This is a genomic window from Longimonas halophila, assembly GCF_002554705.1.
Lineage (GTDB): Bacteria > Bacteroidota > Rhodothermia > Rhodothermales > Salinibacteraceae > Longimonas > Longimonas halophila.
Genome location: NZ_PDEP01000013.1, coordinates 51920 through 70233 on the forward strand (window position 1 = coordinate 51920; position 18314 = coordinate 70233).

Genomic DNA, 18314 nt, shown 5'->3' on the forward strand with positions numbered 1-18314 from the left:
TATCGGGCAGTAGCGCAGTTCTATGTGATGGTGAACGTCCTCAGTAGCCGAAGACGGGGGCACGAGACGCTCCCCTACCCCCACTCAACGCCGCACGCCGCGGCTCACCGATTGGGGCCGAACGGCTGGCTGGGCCGCGCATGAATCCAAGCACCTCGCTGTTCTCTGGTGCTCCCGCCATGCGCTATGCGTTACTTGCTCTCACTTGTCCTTCTTGTTGCCTGCATCGTTTGGGGATCCACAGCTTCGGCTCAACCCGTAAGCCCACCTGCAGTGGTTACAGGGCGCGTCGTAGATGCCGACGGCCAGGCGCTTCCCTACGCCAGCGTTCGCATCGACGGAACAGTAGCAGGCGCGGCTACCGATTCCACCGGGCGCTTTCGCTTTACAACGCGCCGTAGCGAACGCGTCACGCTGCGCGCCTCCATGGTCGGATACGCTGATGACACGCAATCCGTCATGCTCGCACCAGGCGATACCACGTCGGTACGCTTTCAGCTATCACCACGCGACATCGAGCTCAATGAAGCGCTCGTCACTGAGGCACACTTCACCACGGGGACGGATGCCCAGGCTTCGCTTTCAACCCTGGAGGCGGTGACCACCCCCGGCGCCTCGGGCGACGTGCTGCGAGGATTGCAGGCATTTCCGGGCGTGGCTGCTCCTGGCGACGGAGCCGGGCTGTTCGTGCGCGGCGGCGACGTCTCCGAAACCCAAACGCTGCTCGATGGCGCTCCGCTTGCGCATCCCTACCGCTACGAATCGCCCAGCGGCGGCTCGTTTAGCACGGTGCCAACGTTTCTGGTAGACGGAACGCAGTTTGCCACCGGCGGCTTCTCGGCCAAGTACGGAAATGCGCTCTCGGGCGTCCTCTCCATCGAAACCCTCGATCGTCCCCAAGCCGCGCAGCAGCGCATCAACGTGGGACTGGCCGGGGTCGGGCTGCGCATCGACCAGCCGATTGTATATGATGCCCTCGGACTCCGGGTCTCGGGCAACCGCTCGTTCACCGGGCTCTTGTTTCGCGTCAACGGCCAAAACGATGACTTCGATACGGTGCCCCAGGGGTGGGACGGGACAGCGAGTCTTACGTGGGACCACGACCGGCTCGGGCAGCTCAAGGCGCAGTCGTTTGTGCGGAAGAGCCGCCTGGGTGTGCAGACGCAAGAGGGCGCGTTTGTCGGGCGCTACCGCACCGAAGCGACCAACCAGCTTCATAGCCTGCACTGGGAAACGAGCGCCTCCGACTGGACCGTGGAAAGCAGCTTGTCGTGGAGCCGGTTTGCCTCGGAGCGGTCGTTTGGTGTGCTCGACCTGTGCCCCATCGACCGCGCAACCACGTTGCGGGTGGATGCCACACATCGCGGCCTCCCGCAGTTCGAACGCGGACGGTGGCGGGCTGGTGCCATCGTGCAGCGACGCACCTACGAGATTCGCGGCACCGTACCCGTCCAGCCCGATGTGCTAACCCCCGGCGCGCCCACCAACACATTCCGCGAGGCTCTTACCGTTCGCCGTGCGGGTGGCTACCTGGATGCCGACGTCCCCATCGGCCCCCGCCTCACGGCCACCGTCGGACTCCGAGCCGATCATCACAGCGATGCAGGCACCGTGGCCGATCCGCGTGCTGCGCTGGCCATGCAGCTTGGCGGATCCACGACCCTGCGCGCCGCCTGGGGGCGCTATCACCAGTTCCCGGAGCCCTCCACGCTGGGCGAGCACAGCGGTCCGAACGCGCTCGGGGCGGAGCAGGCCCAGCATCTCGTTTTGGGGCTACAACACGACCGCGGCCCCTGGCTGGCGCGCATTGCCGGGTACTGGAAGCCGTACCGCGACCTCGTGGTGCGTACCGGCAGTGCCACATTCGCCAATGAGGGCACCGGTCACGCACGCGGTGCCGACGCCTTTCTGCGCTATGGTGCTTTCCTCGAAACGCCCATCAGCGGGTGGATCAGCTACAGCCTGCTGGATGCCGAGCGCACGCAGCCTCGCGACGTGGGCTCCGTAGTGCAACTGGACGACGGCCCCGCGCCATTCGACCTGACGCATCAGCTTTCGGTGGTGGGCAAGGCAGAGGTGCTGCCCCGCGTCTACCTGGGCGGCACGTACCGTGTCACCTCGGGGCGGCCCTTCACGCCGGTGGTAGACACCGAACCGACCGCCAGCGATGCTCTGCTCCCCATCGACGGCCCGGTGGGCAGCATGCGCCTCCCGCCCTACCAGCGCCTCGACATGCAGGTCAGTTACTTCTGGCCATTTGGCAATCAGCAACACGCAATCGTCTACGCGGCCATCAATAACCTCCTCGATCGCGCCAATGCCACCGGCGTGAACTACACGGCGGATTACAGCAACCGCTCGCTCCGCACGACCAATTTCCGACGCTCGTTTTACATCGGAGTAAGAGTGCAGCTATAGCGGGACGCAGAGCCCACCGATATCCATCGCCCCCTCTTTGCGGTTTCATTCCGAGCGAAGTCGAGAAATCTCCGGCACCCTGATGCATCCTTTCCAGCCATCGGTCACTTAATTGTGCTCCACCCTCTACGCTAATAACTCCGTCCCCCCGCATCCCCAACGACAATGCGAACGCCCCGCCCATCGCCGCCTTACGCGACTCACCGATTGCCTGCCAACTCCGCAGAAGGTCGTTTATTCGTCATCTCACCATCACGTACTTCTTTTCACAGCCCTATTGACGTCCTATGTCTCGCCTGATGCACAGCCTCTTACTCGCGCTTTTGCTTGCACTGTGGATACCACTGGCCGCCGCGGCCCAGCCTGTCGATTCGCTGCTTACACAGGGCATCAGCCAGCTTACTGACGGCGTCACACGAGGACATGCGCCTACCGTGCAACAGGCCCGGGCCCTCTTTGAGCGCGCCTCATCCTCTGATGCACGCCCCGCGCTTAGCCATTACTACACCGCCCTGGCCAGCTACCGCCTGATCGATCTGGTGGATGATGAAGACCGCAGCGACGCCTACATGGATGATGCACAGACGCATCTGGAGGCTGCGCTCGACCATCGGTCGGGCTGGGCGGAGGCGAATGCCTTGCTTGCCCTCGTGTACGGACGCAAAGCCGCGGGCGGCATGATCAGCGGCATGCGCTACGGTTCCAAATCAAACAATGCCATAGAGCGTGCCCGGGAGGCTGCGCCCAATAATCCACGCGTGCTGCTTGCCCAGGGCATCAGCCTGTACAATACCCCCAGCATGTGGGGCGGCGACACCGACGAAGCCATCGCGCGCTTGCAAGAAGCCACCAATCGCTTTGCCAACACGTCCCCCACAGATCCGCTCCAGCCCAACTGGGGCCATGCCGATGCGTATGCGTGGTTAGGCATTGCGCATGCAAACGACAACCGCCCGCGCGAGGCCCGCGCCGCGTTCGAGAATGCCCTGGACGTGCGTCCCGGCTACGGATGGGTGCAGCACGTGCTGATGCCGGAGCTGGCCGCGGCTGAATAGCGGGCTGCTGGGCTGCATCGGTGTCCACTGGCCTCGTCTCCATCCTGCTTTCCATCTGTCTGCTGTTTCATGACTTCAGGTGCTCCTGTCACCGGATCCCCGTCGCCTCCGCGAATTACGTGGCCCGGCGTGGGACTGGCGACAGTCTGCTGGCTGCTCTATACTCTGTTCTATACGTTTTTTGTGATCCGACAAGCACCTGAGGCGCCTCTTGGGGGCATTCTTATCGGTCAGACGCTGTTCACAATCCTGATGGCTGCGGCCAGCGTGCCTGCCTGGTGGGTCACCGTGCGCCGCATGGACGGCATGCACTGGGGGCAGATCTTGGCCGTTCACGCAGTGCTGGGGCCGCTCTATGCTTGGGGAACGCTTAGCCTTTACCTTGCCAGCATGGAGGCGTTCTTTGGATCAGCCGTTGCGACGGACATCCGCAGCAACTTCCAGTGGATTCTGTTCGGCAATCTCACAGTATACGCGGTGCAGTTTGCCATCTATCATCTGGTGCGCTCGGTGCAGCGGCTGCGATGGCGCGAGCAGCAGGCCGCCGAGTATGCCGCCCTGGCGCGCGAGCGCGAACTCGCCGCTCTCAAAGCGCAGGTGCAGCCGCACTTCCTGTTCAACACGCTGAACTCCATCAGCGCCACCGTGCCGCTGGATCCCGAGCAGGCCCGCGAAATGATTGCTGACCTGGCGCACTTGCTGCGCCATGCCCTTGACAGCACCGAGCGCCAGCGCGTGCCACTCCGCGACGAAATCGCGATGGCGAAGTCCTACCTCGACCTGGAGGCGCGCCGCTTCTCCGACCGCCTGTCGGTGGCCTATCACATCGACGCGCCCGAGGATGCTCTCGACACGCCCGTGCCGCCCGTGGTATTGCAGCCGCTCGTGGAGAACGCAATCAAACACGGCATCGCCCCGCAGGCACGCGGCGGAACGGTTACGCTGTATGTAAAACAGGACACCGGCATCCTGCGCGTGTGTGTCGAAGACACCGGGGCCGGCCCGTCTTCGGCCAGCGCTGTGCCTGAAACCATTATCAACGGCAACGATGCTGCGCCCCATACTCCCACCGAAGAGGGCGCCGGCGTCGGACTTACGAACACCGCTCGGCGGCTGACGCACGCCTTTGGCTCCGAGGCCGCCCTCCACACCGAAGCCGTCGACCCGCACGGCTTTCGGGTCTGGTTTACCCTTCCCCTCGACACAAACTGACGCTTCTTCGCCATGCCTGATTCGCTAACAGCTGTCATCGTAGACGACGAACCGCCCGCACGCCAGCTGGTGCGCGAGTACCTGTCGGACTTCGAGCACATCGACGTGATAGATACAGCAGGCACCGGCACCGATGCCGTCCGCGTGATCGAAGCCACCACGCCCGATCTCGTCTTCCTGGACGTGCAGATGCCCGAAGGCAACGGATTTGACGTGCTGGAGCGCATCGAGCTGGATCCACCGCCGTACATCATCTTCTCGACCGCCTACGACGAGTACGCCATCCAAGCCTTCGAAACTGGCGCGGTGGACTATCTGCTGAAGCCCTACAAACGCGACCGCTTTGAGCAGGCCGTGCAGCGGGCCCTCGACCGGCATGATCAGGAGGAAACCGCTGCCGATTACGCCGACCGCCTGGCGAGGCTCTTGCAAGAGACGACCACGTCTGCCGACGCCCCCGACCGGCTCTACGTGCGGCACGGTGAGAAAATCCTTCCCGTGCAAACGAGCGCCATTCAGTGGGTTGAAGCGGCGGGCGACTATTCCGAGATCCATACCGCCGACGGGACCTACCTTTCGTCAGCAGGACTTGGCGACCTGGACGAGCGCCTGTCGGGCGACCGGTTTTTGCGGATCCACCGCTCCCACCTCATTGCACTGGATGCGGTAGACCACCTCCGCAGCGACGGCTCCGGCGGCTACCACGTCCGCCTCACCGACGGCACCCGGCTGCGCGTCAGCCGCACCTACGCCCCCGAGATCCGATCGCGTATTGTGTGAGGCAGGCATTACAGCCGTTTCGCTGCACCGGCCATTACGTACATGTGCACCCGGTTAATCGTAAGCCCTTGTCCGCCATGATAATGGTAATGCGGACACATGTAGGAACGGCTGTCTCGAGGACGAGCGGCGTAAACGCTCCAGATCCCGAAATCTCTCCATCGTTAAACGCCCCAGATCATCCAGATGCCGCCGCACGTGACGAATGCGAGAAGCAGTTGCAGCGGCGCCCCCATGCGCACGAAGTCCGTAAAGCGGTAACCGCCAGGGCCGTAGACCATGAGGTTGGTCTGGTATCCGATCGGCGTGAGGAGGGCACAGCTTGCAGCAAACGTCACGGCCAGAACGAACGAGAAGGGATCAGCTCCGGTCAGCTCGGCCGCCTCCACAGCCATTGGCAGCATGAGAATCACGCTGGCGTTGTTGCTAATTACCTGCGTAACGAGACTTGTAAACACGTAAAAAACAAACAGCAAGACAAGAGGCGGAACGACATCTGCTATGCCGGTGATGGCATGTGCCAGATAGACAGCTGCTCCCGACCGCTCCATGGCCATCCCCAGCGGGATGAGACCCGCCAGCAGCACGATGACGCTCCAGTCCACCGCCTTGTAGACCTCGTTGGGCTTCACACAGCCGGTGCCCACCATCGCCACGATGCCCCCGAGGGCCGACACCATGATGGGCACCACCTCCAGCGCGGCCAGTCCCACCACGAGCCCAATGATGCCGAGGGCGACCGGCAACTTCTCGAACCGAAAGGTCGCCTCCTCGTCGGGCTGAATGACGACAAATGAGCGACTGCGTTCAAACTGCTTCAGAGCCTGGCCCGAGGCCTGAACGAGGAGCGTATCGCCGCCCTGTAGCGGCACCGCGTCGATGTTGTCGTACAGCAGTTCGCCCTTACGACGCAGTGCAAGCACGAGCGCGTCGAATCGCTGGGCAAACGCAATGGAGCGCAGCGTCTCCCCCACGATCGGATTGTCGGACAACAGCACAATCTCGACCAGCGCTTCCCCCTTCCGCTCAATCTCAAAGTCCTCGTCGGTAAACGTCTTCGAGTGGGCTTCCGGCTTCAGCTTCTGTGTCTCCATGAGCTGCATGAGGGTGTCCCGATTGGCTCGAAGCAGCAGTTCGTCACCGGGCCGAAACTGCTTCGGACCGAGCGGGGCCGCAAAGGCCTCGCCGTTGCGCTCCATCCGCACGATGTCCACATCCAGCTCCAGCTGTTCCCACACCTGTCGCACTGTGTAGCCCACCAGCGGCGAGTCGTCCGCCACGATGACCTGTGTCAGGTACCCGCTCATCTCAAACTCCTCGGCCAGGTCCTCCTGGGGCTTGATGCGTTCCGGCAGAAGCCGATGCCCCACAAACATCAGATACACGAGCCCCGTCACGAGCACGATGGCCCCCAACGCCGTAAATTCGAACATCGAAAACGGGTGGCCCAGCAGACGCGCGCTCACGTCGCTCGCCAGGATGGAGGTCGACGTGCCGATGAGGGTGAGCATCCCGCCCAGCATGGAGGCGAACGAGATGGGCATCAGCAGTTTCGAGGGCGAGATCTTCGATTTACGGGCCAGATTCACCGCCATCGGTATCATCATGGCCACCACCGGCGTGTTGTTGATCACGCCCGCCGTGGTGCCCGACAGCCCGATGAGAGCTCCGTACTGCTTATAGAAGCTCCCCTTCGCCCATTCGATGATCCGGTTGCCCACATATCGAAGCACTCCGGTGCGCCGGATGCCCTCACTCAGAATGAACATGGCGAGGACCGTGACTGTCGCCGTGCTCGCAAAGCCCGACACGCCGTCGGCCGGGCCCACGCCCGTCCAGTCCTCCAACAGAATAACCACGACCATCGTCCCGAGGGCCGTGATGTCAATGGGAATGACCTCGGAAATGAACAGTACAAGCACCACGGCAATGATGCCGAAGACGACGAGCATGTCGACCGTAAAGACAGGCCCGGCCTGCACGAGTAGTGTAGGGACAAGAGCGAGAGACATGTACAGCAAACAATAACAATAGAGAAAACAACAGGGCTTCAGCACACAACCGGAGCAGCACACCTATGTAGCGGTACGTACACGTGTTGATTGCAAAAACCAACGCGCCTGAGTACCGCATGCAGCACCAATCCCGCGACTTCTGATCGGCGCGTCTCCGCCTCCTTTCTTTCGCGAATTCGCCTCTGATGGTTTTTGGCACCCCACACCGTCGGCAACTGTCGCTGTACGGGGGGCAGGCACAAGACGTTCGGCATAGCCTCCGCATCGGACCATGCATTCGCCGCACCGCCGGTGCTCACCTATGCGCCGCGCCTAAGATCCGCATCCGGGGTGTGTGAGACGGCTGTGGGGCGTTATAACTGATTAGTCGCGGTCAATCAGATGCACGGATCCCTCTCCGATTCGCAGTAGGTGGTGCTCGGTAGGGACCCATCGGATCCGATCGTTCACCCCGTATTCGGCGGCAACATCTTCGTGGCCGAGATGCGATGCACATCCCGAAGTTGCCCCCATCAGATAGTAATCGTAGAGATAGCGTATCTCATTGCCCGTCTCCATCGCTTCGGAGGGCCTATCCATCCGTACCGTCGCGACGGTGAGAAACGCGGTCCCCTCAGTAAGCGCATTCAACTGCTTGATACGACTGTAATTATCTTCTCGAAGTACCGATCGGCGTCCGTCTTCATACACAAAGGTAGGTTGAAGGAAATCGTCGATTTCGATGACCTGGCGTAGGGGCTGGTCGGCTCCGTATGCATACACACGTGGAAACGTGTGGTAGTGTACAACATGCGATCCGTCGGTCAGCGAAGCCAGTTGCTTGTATCGCGCAAAATGCGCGCTTACCATCCACACGTCGGTCTGATACGGCTCGCCGAACGACTCGACAAGGGTCCCGGTCGGGTTAACGTAATGGATCGCCCCATCGAGCGCATCGATCTCCGTCTCGCCACGCAGCGGAAGCTGGCCGGTTGTGGCAAAGCGGTCCCCGCTCACCTCAATCTGCGTAGGCTGAAACTGCGTGCGTATGTCCTCGCGGTGGGTGCAGGAGGCACCTTCGCAGGTGAACGTAGCAATGCGCATCGTTCCCATAGAGACGTACACCTCGGAGCCGCGAACGGCCAGATCAGTCGGAAACATGAGTTCGCCAGGACCCTGGCCCCGAGTGGCCACCCGCTCGGCGCGCTCGGTAGGGATGTGGTATGACCAGAGCTCCGAAATGCGAGGAAGCGTTATGAGGAGAAGCACAAGATTCTCGTTGAGAGAGGCAACCTCTACATCTGACCCACCAGGCACATCGATGGGAATGCGGCGGGCATCTGCCATGGCATCGTTGCCCTCAACGTGGGCCTGCAGGCGTTCCACCGAAGCAGGAACCGACGTAAGATTGCAGGGCGCGGCATCGCTCACGGAGACGGGCGATACCTCCGCATGCGGCAGGCGTTCGGGCATGGGGTGGACCTGCTCGCCGCTGCTGGCGCGGGGGCTGCGGTCTTGGATGTTTTCGGCGTCTGTATGGTTGCCTCCGCATCCAGCCAGCAACACCAGCGCCGCAAGCACGACCACCAACGCCCATGAGGTGGATTGATGCATAGTTATGTGGGCTTGATATGGGATGCTGAGAATGGACAGCCAATACCAACCTATCAAATCTGCGACAATGCTGCCACCACACCAACCTACGCCGACCCTTGCGCGGCCCGATACGCCCGGTTGATGGCGAGCCATGCGCCGCTGTGGTAGCGGTAGTACGTCACAAACGCCGGAATCGCCGTCTCAAACACCAGCGCCAGATACACGCCCCACAGCCCGAGCGGCGTCACAGTGCCTGCGTACGCGATCGGAAGCGCAAACAAGAAGAGTCCGGCCAGCTGCCCGTAGAACGGCCAGGTCGTATCGCCTCCAGCGCGGAGCGGACCCAGCGCGCCGTTCAGCAGGCCGTGGAACATCACGCTCACGCACGTGGCGCGGAGCAGCGCCACCGTTGTCGGAATGAGCTCCGGATCCTGCACGAACAGGTAGCTCACCGGACGCGCCCCCACAAAGATCGCCAGCGCCCCCAGTGCATACACGGCCACCGTAAAGCGCAGGGTGTCGTGACCGTACGCCTCAGCTTCTGAGTCGTCGTTGCGGCCCAGCGCCTGCCCGACCAGACTGCTGGAGGCGAGCCCAAAGCCCCAGCCCGGCGTGTTCATGAGGCCGCGCATCCGAAGCGCCACCACGTAGGCCGCCACCACATTCGGCCCAAAGAACGCCACAATCGCCATCATCGGGAAGCGTCCGCCGCCCTGCGCCACCTTGCGCAGGGCCAGCGGGGTGCCCACCTGCACCAGACGTTTGGCCGTGGCCCGGTCCCCGAGCGCAGCCCGTGCATCCCACTGAATGGGAAGCGCGCCCACATACGGTAGACGTCCGCGTACAAAGCCCCAGGCCAGCACGCCCGTCACCGAGGCCCCACCGAGCACCGTGCCCAGCGCCGCGCCTGCCACGCCCATGTCGAACACAAAGATGAGCACCCCGCTCAGTATAACGTTGGCGATGGCCCCACCGGCCCGAATCACCATCGGGATCCACGCCTCGTTGGCGCCGACCAGCGCGCGGCTGCCCACCAGATTGAGCGCGGCAAAGGGCATCGCCCAGCTTGCAATCGACAGATACGTGACGCCATGTGCCACCGCTGCCTCGCCCGAGCCAATCAGCCGGATGAGCGGCTCCGTCATTCCCGTGAACAGCGCCACCAGCGGCAACGTCGTAAGCAGTCCCAGCGCCGCGCTCTGCACCACCGCCGTGGTGATGCCGGGATGCTCGCCCGCCCCAAATCGCTGCGATACCAGGCTAATCGTGCCCCCCGCAATGCCACCGCCCAGCATGTACGCGAGCGTCCAGTACGGCACGCCATAGCCGATGCCTGCAATGCCCGCAGCACCCACCGTCAGACCCACCATCGCCACATCGGCGGTGGCCTTCGACATGCGCGCCAGGCCCGTCACAATACGCGGCCACGCCAGCTCCGCAATCGCATCGCCGCGCCGTGCATCAATCCATCCCAAGCGGGCCAGCAAGCGGCCCACCTGTTCCAGCACCATGCGAATCGGGTTGAGAAGAGAACGCACCAGGAAGAGCCGTTTGTACAAAGCCAACGAGTCGTATCATACTTGATCACCGTACACGGTCAGTCGCCGTGCAAGAGCCCTGTAGCATGCATCCCTCACATGTTTTTGGCATCACCGAGTCTGCCGCATTTTTGTTTTAGGGGAAAGCGAGGGGCCGTGCCTCCCCCTGCATTCGACCCAGCTCCACAGCAGCGCACGTGTCCATCGGGGGCAGATGTGCCCAAGGGCAAAGGCCTGATTCCCCTCCATGGTTTTGTAGCAACCCGTAGGGACACGGCGCGCCGTGTCCCTACGGGTTCATGCCGGTAGGCAATATCCCTGGCACCGACGGGTCCCGTCGGTACGCCATTACGGACGGAGGACCGTCCTATTCGTGCTGCCAACGGGGGACTGTTGGCGGCAGGAACTTTTCATGAACGCTCGTCGCAAGGCTCTCTGATACTGTGAGATTAATCGCCGGATGTCGTCCAGCCTTGCAGTATGAAAGCTGTATCGTATCCGTTGGCGGCACGAGTTTTGGTAGTGGATGGACGTCAAGTGATCGCTCTCCCAATAAAAATCTGTCCTGGGGCGAACGGTCCCCTGTTCGCTCCCGTCAGCTCCGCCGGAGACGTTCGCGCCTCCTCGTCGCATAGCACAAAAAGCATGACCTTCGGCCTCTCTGCCGTGCGACGCAGGCTGTTCAGGGGCACAACTGGCATGACCCTTCGGGCCCCTCTGCCCCGCTGGTTTGGTTTGGATATCCCGGGCGTTCATCGAAGCCCGCTAAACAGATACGCGCCGTGTCCCTACGCATGTGAGACATGGTTTTTCTAAAACATGGCTGGTGGCACGCGACTGGGAGCGCAGCGTACGTCCCGTGCCTGTTGATGCTCCAGCGCACAAAACGGAGAGGGGACCGTTGGCGACAGGAGAGCCGACAACATTCGGTACAATGTTCTTTGAAAGCAGGAAAACCCTCACCCTTGTTCCCTCTCCCAACAGGAGAGGGAGACTTGGCTTGCGGGGCGATTCAGCAAAGCAGAGCCCCATACTGAAACCGAAGGTGGTCTGCGCCAAATGCTATTAGCACAGCTTGCGTCCTGGGTAGCACGTCACTAAATGCGTACCACAGCGCTCCGTGTCCCTACGCATGTTCACACCGGCCGAGACCCACCAGGGGAACAGCGTAGCCGAGAACGCAAGCAGTGCCAGAAGTGCCCCCACCGGGGCACATCCAGCGCGCATGTACGTTACTATTGTCTTCCAAATCACTGCTTCCGCATCCCCCTGATTCTGCTATGTCCACAGAGTCCACCCCCACCGATCCCGCGGTCGACACCACACAAGCCGCGCCCGAACTCGGCAACCAGTACACCAGCGACCGCGTGCTCACCAGCTACCTGAAGCGTACCCTCCCCGGCGAGGTGCTGGATGCCGCCTCCGACGCGCTGCACGCGCTGGGCGAGCGCGCTGGCGGCGATCTCTACGCGCTGCAGCAGGCCGACCGCACCCGCGAGCCCGAACTCACGCAGTGGAGCCCGTGGGGCGAGCGCATCGATGAAATCACGCTCACCGATGTGTGGAAGACTGCCGCGCCGCTCGCTGCTAAGTACGGACTGGTAGCGCTTCCGTATGAGCAAGAGTACGGCCCGCACAGCCGCCCGGTGCAGTTTGCGCTGGCGCACCTGTTCATTCCCTCAACCGACATGTATGGCTGCCCGCTCGCTATGACCGACGGCGCCACGCGCACGCTCCTTGCCGCCGAAAACGAGGCGCTCGTCGATGAAGCCGTGCCGCATCTCACGAGCCGCGCCCCCGAATCCGCCTGGACCAGCGGCCAGTGGATGACCGAACTCGCAGGCGGCTCCGACGTCGGGCAGTCCAACACCACCGCCCGCCAGGACGACGACGGCACCTGGCGCCTCTACGGACGCAAGTGGTTTACGAGTGCCATCACCGCAAACATGGCGCTGGCGCTGGCACGTCCCGAGGGCAACACCGAAGGCGGACGCGGGCTCGCGCTCTTCTACGTGCGCATCCGCACCGACGAGGGCAACCTGCAGCCGGGGCTGCGTGTGCTGCGCCTGAAAGACAAACTTGGCACGCGTAAGCTGCCGACCGCCGAGCTGCATCTGGATGGCGTGGAAGCAACGCCCGTCACCGAACTAAAGCGCGGCACGCGGCATATTTCGCCGATGCTGAACATCACGCGCACCTGGAACGCCGTCACCGCCACCAGCTTCATGCGCCGCGCCGTGGCTCTGGCGCGCGACTACGCGACCAAGCGCACGGTCTTTGGCAAGAAGCTGATCGACCAGCCGCTGCACCAGGACACGCTCGCGCAAATGCAGAGTACCTACGAAGGGGCATTCCACCTGTCGTTCCGCGTCGCCGAACTGCTGGGACGCGACGAAGCCAACACCGCCAGAGACACCGACCAGGCCCTGCTGCGGCTGCTCACGCCCATTGCCAAGCTGCTTACTGCGAAACAGTGCGTGTCTGTAACCAGCGAGGCGATGGAAGCCTTTGGCGGGGCCGGATACGTCGAAGACACCGGCATCCCCCAACTGCATCGGGACGCGCAGGTGTTGCCCATCTGGGAAGGCACGACCAACGTGCTGGCCCTCGACCTGCTCCGCGCGCTTAAGCGCACTGGCGGACTGGCTCCGCTCCGGGCCGAGTTCGAGCGCTGCATGGACGGCCTTTCTGCGCCGCGCCTCATCCCGCCCATGAAACAGGCCGCCCAGGCGCTGCAACACGCCCAAGAGTGGCTCCACAAGGCCCAGTCTGAAGATAGCACCGACACGCTCCAGGGCGGCGCCCGGCGCTTTGCGTACACGGTGGGATGCGCCATGGAGGTTGCCCTGACCGTACACCATGCACAGTGGGCGCTCGACCACGAACACGATGCGCGTCCGGCAGAAGCCGCGGTACGGCTGGCCGCCTCCGGCATCGACCACCTGCACCCGGTCGATCCGCACGGAGCGCACGTGCTGGCGCACGACTTCAACTGCTCCACGCTCTTCAAATGTCACACCGGCACCGCCGACACCGCTGATCCGGTGCCCACTGCCGACCCACTTGCCGACCCGGCATTTGCGGATGCGTAGCCGTTGTGGGCATAGTGGTTGAGCCCCCCGGATCGTGGATGAAGCGAGGCAGAGTTCACGGATGCGTTACGCGACATGTTATCAGATGGCCAAACTATCACATGGGTGTAGAACCTCTGTTTGCCTGATGGAAGTTGACATCTGTGTTGCAAGCCATAACATGGCTGCTGCTCCGCCCTATTCCTTTGCTGTCCCGACGTGCTTTCCATGTCTTCTTTCTCTACCCCTGCCTGGTGGGCCCGCCCCATACCATGGATTCTGGTCGCTGGCCTGCTTCTGATCGGCGGCATCTTGCTGCTTCCCCAAGACGATAGCCGTGCTGCTGACGATGAAAGCGGGCAAGACGCCGAGCAACCGCCTGCCTTACAGGCCGATGCCGTTGTTGTGGCGCCCACGCGCATTGCCGAGCAGATTCGTGCTACCGGTACACTGCGTGCCGACGAGTCGATCGACCTGTCGGTGGAAACAGCGGGGCGCATCACATCGATGGACCTGCCCGAGGGGCAGACGGTGTCGGCGGGCACGCTGCTGCTGTCGGTATCCAACGACGACCTGTACGCCGAGCAGCGCCGCCTACAGGCGCAGCTTGAACTGGCCGAGGCGCGTGAGGAGCGGCAGGCCCGCCTGCTCGAAGAGGGCGGCGTGAGCCAGGAAACCTATGACGCTACGCAGAACGACGTTGAGGTGCTCCAGGCCGATCTGGATCAGGTGGGGGCCCGCATCGCCAAAACTGAAATTCGGGCACCGTTTACCGGGCAACTGGGGCTGCGCTACGTGAGCGAAGGTAGCTACATTTCGCCCGACACGCGCATTGCCACGCTGCAACGCATCGACCCGATTAAGGTCGACTTTTCAGTGCCCGAGAAGTATGCCGGGCGCGTGGAAGCGGGGCAACCCATTACGTTCTCGGTGCGGAACAGCAATGAAGAGCACACCGCCAGTGTGATTGCCACTGAGCCGCGCGTCAACAACGAGACGCGCTCGCTTCGCGTCCGAGCCCGCGCATCTAACGACGGTAACGGACTCCGCCCGGGCACCTTTGCCGACCTTACGCTCACCCTGGGCGCGGTCGATGATGCGCTTGTAGTACCCAACTTTGCTCTGGTACCCAACCTGGGTGTGCAGCGCGTCTTTGTGTACCGCAATGGGCAGGCCCAGCCGCAGGAAGTGACGATTGGCACACGCACCAGCGACCTGGTCGAAATCACCGAGGGCCTGGCCCCGGGCGACACCGTCCTTACGTCCAACATTCAGGAGCTACGTCCCGGACGCCCCATCGAAGTGGCTACGCTTCTTACGGTCGATGATCTCGATGCCAACACCGACGCGGCAGTCTCGCCTGCCGAATAGCCCGTAGCCCCGCTCCTGCAGCGCGGCTTCTGTCCTCCCTTTTGCTGTATCAGACGTGCCTCTCATGGCCCTTTACTCGCTAAGCATCGAACGCCCGGTTCTATCTACGGTCATGGCGACGCTGATCGTCCTGTTTGGGGCCATCGGCTTCTTCTTTCTGGGTGTGCGCGAATATCCGTCGGTGAACCCGCCGGTCATTAGCGTCTCCACCAACTACACTGGCGCCAACGCCGATGTCATCGACTCGCAGATCACCGAGCCACTTGAGGAACAGATCAATGGCATTCAGGGGATTCGGACGCTCACCTCGGTCAGCCGCGAGGGTCGCTCCACCGTCACCGTCGAATTTGACCTGGGGTCCGACTTAGAGCGTGCCGCCAACGATGTGCGCGATCGCGTGTCGCGGGCCCAAGGCCAGTTGCCGCCCGACGTCGACCCGCCCACCGTGTCGAAGTCCGATGCGGATGCGCAGCCCATCGTATTCTTGAACATCAGCAGCAGCTACCGCAACCTGCTGGAGCTCACCGAGCTGGCCGACAACCGCTTCAAGGAGCGGCTTCAGACCATTGAGGGCGTGAGCCGCGTCGATATTTGGGGCTCGAAAGAATACTCGATGCGCCTCTGGATCGACCCGCAGCAGTTGGCGGCGTACCAGCTTACACCGCAAGACATTCGTGCCGCGCTGGGCCGCTCGAACGTAGAGCTGCCGTCTGGACGCATCGAGGGCGAGAACATTGAACTCACGGTGCGCACGCAGAGTCGTCTCGAAACCGAAGAGGACTTCAATCAGCTCATCCTGAAGCAGTCGCCCGAGGGCGAGATCGTGCGGCTGGAAGATGTGGGCTATGCCGAGATTGGCGCCCGAAACGAACGCACGCTGCTCCGCCGCGACGGCACGCCCATGGTGGGCGTGGTGCTGCGTCCGCTGGCCGGAGCCAACTACATCAGCATTGTCGACGAGTTCTACGACCGCGTTGACGCCATCGAAGCCGACCTGCCCGACGACATTACGCTGGGCATTGGGTTCGACACCACCACGCAGATCCGGCAGAGCATTGCCGAGGTGCAGCAGACCATCTTTATCGCGCTGCTCCTGGTGTTTTTGGTGATCTTTGGCTTCCTGCGCGACTGGCGCTCCACTATTATCCCCCTGCTGGTGATTCCGGTGGCGCTCATCGGCTCCTTCTTCGTGATGTATGCCGCCGGGTTCTCCATCAATGTGCTCACCCTGCTGGCGCTGGTGCTGGCCATTGGCCTGGTGGTGGATGACGCCATTGTGGTGCTGGAGAATATCTATGCGAAGCTGGAAGAGGGCTACGAACCCATTCAGGCGGGTATTATCGGCACGCGCGAGATCTTCTTTGCCGTCATTGCCACCTCTATCTCGCTTATCGTGGTCTTCCTGCCCATTATCTTCCTGGGTGGGCTCACGGGGCAGCTCTTTCAAGAGTTTGGTCTTGTCATTGCCGGAGCGGTGGCCATTTCCTCCTTCGTGGCGCTCACCTTCACGCCCATGATTGCCACGCGCCTCCTCAAAAAGCGGGAGCAGCAGCCGTGGGCCTATCGCAAAACTGAGCCGTTCTTTGAGTGGCTGAACGAGCTGTACCGGCACTCACTGGAGGTCTTCATGAAGCGCCGGTGGACGGCCTTTGGCGTCATTGGCGTCTGCGCCATTATCATTGGCGGACTCTACAGCGTACTGCCCGAAGAACTGGCTCCGCTCGAAGACCGCAGCAGTCTGCGCCTCTTCTCCCAGGCGCGCGAGGGCGCCACGTACGAGTACATGGACGAGTACATCATGAGCCTCTACCAGACGGTTCAGGATGAAGTCCCCGAAACCGAGGCGGTCATCACCGTCACGTCGCCCGGATTCGGCGCCTCCAGTTCGGTGAACAGCGGGTTTATGCGGGTGCAACTGGTTGAGCCCGACGAGCGCGACCGCAGTCAGGCCGAAATCGCCGACGCCCTCACGCAGGCCGTGGGTCAGATGGATGGGGCGCGCACCTTCGTCTCCCAAGAGCAGACCATCGAGGTGGGTTCGCAGGGCGGGCAGCCAATTCAGTACGTGCTGCAGGCGCCGAACCTGGAGGCGCTCGAAGAAACGCTGCCCGAGTTTATGGAGCGTGCCCGGCAGTCTGAGGTCTTCACGTTTCTGGATCCAAACCTCAAGTTTAACAAGCCCGAGCTCAACGTCAGCATCGACCGCGAGCGCGCTGACAACATCGGTGTGTCGGCGCGCGACGTCGCCGAAACCATGCAGCTGGCCCTCAGCGAGCAGCGCGTTGGCTTCTTCACCCGCGACGGCCAGCAGCGCGACGTGATTGCGCAGGTAGAGCGCCCGAACCGCAACGAGCCTGCTGATTTGCTGAGCCTGTATGTGCGTTCCAGCAGCGGCGAGCCGGTCTTGCTCGACAACGTGGTAAGCGTCGAAGAGCAGGCAAATCCGCCCCAGCTCTTCCGCTTTAACCGGTTCCAGTCCGCGACCATCGAGGGGCAGTTGGCTCCTGGATACAGCATCGACGATGGCATCACCGAACTTGACGGCATTGCCGAGGAGGTGCTCGGCCCGTCGTTCTCCACGGCCCTCGACGGCGCCTCGCGCGACTTTCAGGAGACCTCGAACCAGCTGCTCTACGTGTTTGGGCTGGCGCTCGTGCTCATCTATCTGGTGCTGGCTGCGCAGTTTGAAAGCTTTCGGGATCCGTTTACGATCCTGATTACCGTGCCCCTGGCGCTCACGGGGGCGCTTGCCTTCCTGTGGGTCTTTGGGCAGTCGCTCAACATCTTCAGCCAGATTGGCATTGTGATGCTGGTCGGACTGGTGGCGAAGAACGGCATCCTGATCGTTGAATTCGCCAACCAGCGCCGCGCTGCAGGACTCAGCATCGAGGATGCCATTACCGAAGCCGCCGCCGTGCGCTTCCGTCCCATTCTGATGACCGCGTTCTCCACAATCCTGGGCGTGCTGCCGATTGCGCTGGCCGTGGGCGCGGGCGCCGAAAGCCGCATTCCGATGGGCCTCGTGGTGATTGGCGGACTCATCGTAGGCACTTTCCTGTCGCTCTACATCATTCCCGCCATGTACACCTACCTGACCAGTGCCGCCCCACCGAAGAGCGTGACCGCTTCGTCGTCGGGCGACGGGGCCGCCCAGCCCGGCACCTCAGGCGATGGCACGGGCACCCTGCCCAACGTGCCCGATCCTGCCGCCTCCGATAGTGCTTCCGACGGCACCTCAGCCGCCTAACGATGCGCCCGCATCTCTACCAAGGCGCTGGG

General features: G+C 62.6%; 10 protein-coding genes. 7 read left to right on the top strand and 3 right to left on the bottom strand.

Annotated elements, in window-relative coordinates:
• The first annotated feature begins 186 nt into the window (after positions 1 to 186).
• From CRI93_RS12645 to CRI93_RS12660, 4 genes are all read left to right on the top strand, one after another.
• Complete coding sequence (locus tag CRI93_RS12645) at positions 187 to 2418, top strand: TonB-dependent receptor (RefSeq protein WP_098063002.1); 2232 nt, start codon at positions 187 to 189, stop codon at positions 2416 to 2418.
• Positions 2419 to 2705: 287 nt separating this feature from the next.
• Positions 2706 to 3473 (top strand): tetratricopeptide repeat protein, encoded by a 768-nt coding sequence (locus CRI93_RS12650; protein ID WP_098063003.1) that lies wholly within the window; start codon positions 2706 to 2708, stop codon positions 3471 to 3473.
• A gap of 69 nt (positions 3474 to 3542) precedes the next feature.
• A complete protein-coding gene (locus CRI93_RS12655) occupies positions 3543 to 4685 on the top strand; it encodes a sensor histidine kinase (protein ID WP_098063004.1) in 1143 nt (380 codons plus the stop codon).
• A gap of 12 nt (positions 4686 to 4697) precedes the next feature.
• A complete protein-coding gene (locus tag CRI93_RS12660; RefSeq protein WP_098063005.1) occupies positions 4698 to 5465 on the top strand; it encodes a LytR/AlgR family response regulator transcription factor in 768 nt (255 codons plus the stop codon).
• 164 nt (positions 5466 to 5629) lie between these two features.
• On the opposite strand, the gene CRI93_RS12665 is transcribed toward CRI93_RS12660, so the two are convergent.
• The 3 genes from CRI93_RS12665 to CRI93_RS12675 all read right to left on the bottom strand — a co-directional run bounded on the left by CRI93_RS12665 (position 5630) and on the right by CRI93_RS12675 (position 10593).
• On the bottom strand, positions 5630 to 7477 hold the full coding sequence (locus tag CRI93_RS12665; RefSeq protein ID WP_217992544.1) for an SLC13 family permease: 1848 nt from the start codon (positions 7475 to 7477) through the stop codon (positions 5630 to 5632).
• A 366-nt stretch (positions 7478 to 7843) separates the two neighbouring features.
• Entirely contained in the window at positions 7844 to 9073 is a 1230-nt protein-coding gene (locus CRI93_RS12670; RefSeq protein ID WP_141491705.1) for an NHL repeat-containing protein, read from the bottom strand.
• 86 nt (positions 9074 to 9159) lie between these two features.
• Complete coding sequence (locus CRI93_RS12675) at positions 9160 to 10593, bottom strand: MATE family efflux transporter (RefSeq protein ID WP_245850517.1); 1434 nt, start codon at positions 10591 to 10593, stop codon at positions 9160 to 9162.
• 1280 nt (positions 10594 to 11873) lie between these two features.
• On the opposite strand from CRI93_RS12675, the gene CRI93_RS12680 reads away from it, so the two are divergent.
• The 3 genes from CRI93_RS12680 (at position 11874) to CRI93_RS12690 (ending at position 18282) form a co-directional block, all read left to right on the top strand.
• The gene (locus CRI93_RS12680) at positions 11874 to 13685 is read left to right on the top strand and encodes an acyl-CoA dehydrogenase family protein (RefSeq protein WP_098063008.1); all 1812 of its coding nucleotides are present in this window, start codon (positions 11874 to 11876) and stop codon (positions 13683 to 13685) included.
• A 207-nt stretch (positions 13686 to 13892) separates the two neighbouring features.
• On the top strand, positions 13893 to 15035 hold the full coding sequence (locus CRI93_RS12685; RefSeq protein WP_098063009.1) for an efflux RND transporter periplasmic adaptor subunit: 1143 nt from the start codon (positions 13893 to 13895) through the stop codon (positions 15033 to 15035).
• A 64-nt stretch (positions 15036 to 15099) separates the two neighbouring features.
• A complete protein-coding gene (locus CRI93_RS12690; RefSeq protein WP_098063010.1) occupies positions 15100 to 18282 on the top strand; it encodes an efflux RND transporter permease subunit in 3183 nt (1060 codons plus the stop codon).
• The last annotated feature ends 32 nt before the right edge of the window (positions 18283 to 18314 follow it).

What these genes read in the sequence shown, in the direction of transcription:
- CRI93_RS12690 (WP_098063010.1), top strand. Translation starts at nt 15,100, where the DNA reads ATGGCCCTTTACTCGCTAAGCATCGAACGCCCGGTTCTATCTACGGTC.
- CRI93_RS12685 (WP_098063009.1), top strand. Translation starts at nt 13,893, where the DNA reads ATGTCTTCTTTCTCTACCCCTGCCTGGTGGGCCCGCCCCATACCATGG.
- CRI93_RS12680 (WP_098063008.1), top strand. Translation starts at nt 11,874, where the DNA reads ATGTCCACAGAGTCCACCCCCACCGATCCCGCGGTCGACACCACACAA.
- CRI93_RS12670 (WP_141491705.1), bottom strand. Translation starts at nt 9,073, where the DNA reads ATGCATCAATCCACCTCATGGGCGTTGGTGGTCGTGCTTGCGGCGCTG.
- CRI93_RS12660 (WP_098063005.1), top strand. Translation starts at nt 4,698, where the DNA reads ATGCCTGATTCGCTAACAGCTGTCATCGTAGACGACGAACCGCCCGCA.
- CRI93_RS12655 (WP_098063004.1), top strand. Translation starts at nt 3,543, where the DNA reads ATGACTTCAGGTGCTCCTGTCACCGGATCCCCGTCGCCTCCGCGAATT.
- CRI93_RS12665 (WP_217992544.1), bottom strand. Translation starts at nt 7,477, where the DNA reads ATGTCTCTCGCTCTTGTCCCTACACTACTCGTGCAGGCCGGGCCTGTC.
- CRI93_RS12650 (WP_098063003.1), top strand. Translation starts at nt 2,706, where the DNA reads ATGTCTCGCCTGATGCACAGCCTCTTACTCGCGCTTTTGCTTGCACTG.
- CRI93_RS12645 (WP_098063002.1), top strand. Translation starts at nt 187, where the DNA reads ATGCGTTACTTGCTCTCACTTGTCCTTCTTGTTGCCTGCATCGTTTGG.